General features: G+C 48.1%; 1 protein-coding gene. It reads right to left on the bottom strand.

Annotated elements, in window-relative coordinates:
- Positions 1-362: GAF domain-containing protein (locus tag HC175_RS20895; protein ID WP_168139903.1), on the bottom strand; the 362-nt coding region annotated here is incomplete at both ends.

The following is a 362-nucleotide window of genomic DNA, read 5'->3' as shown; positions in this document are numbered from 1 at the left end:
CAGCCTTCCCCCAAGACTTCCTTATCAGTTTGACCGGTAAAATTTCGCCAGGACATGCTTTCCTGTAACATCATGCCGTCCGGCTCGGTTTCCCATACTGCCAGGGCAGATGCTTCCACAAGATTTCGAAAACGCTGTTCGCTTTCCCTTATAGTTCTTTCTGCTTCAGCTCTTTCCATAGCAGCCCGGGTGTGTTCTGCTACCTCCTTTACCAGAGCGACTTCCTGGTTTGTCCATCGCCGCGGATTCTTCTGCTGAATGGTCACAATGGCTACTAATTTTTCATTTTTGAGCAGGGGTACGGCAATAATTGCCCGTACCCGGGATTCATTTATTTGGGAAGTTGCATCCTTTTCATTTTC

The sequence above is a fragment of the Salinimicrobium oceani genome, from assembly GCF_012037645.1.
Note: the sequence above shows the minus strand (reverse complement) of the source record. Positions and strands in the feature narration are given on the sequence as shown.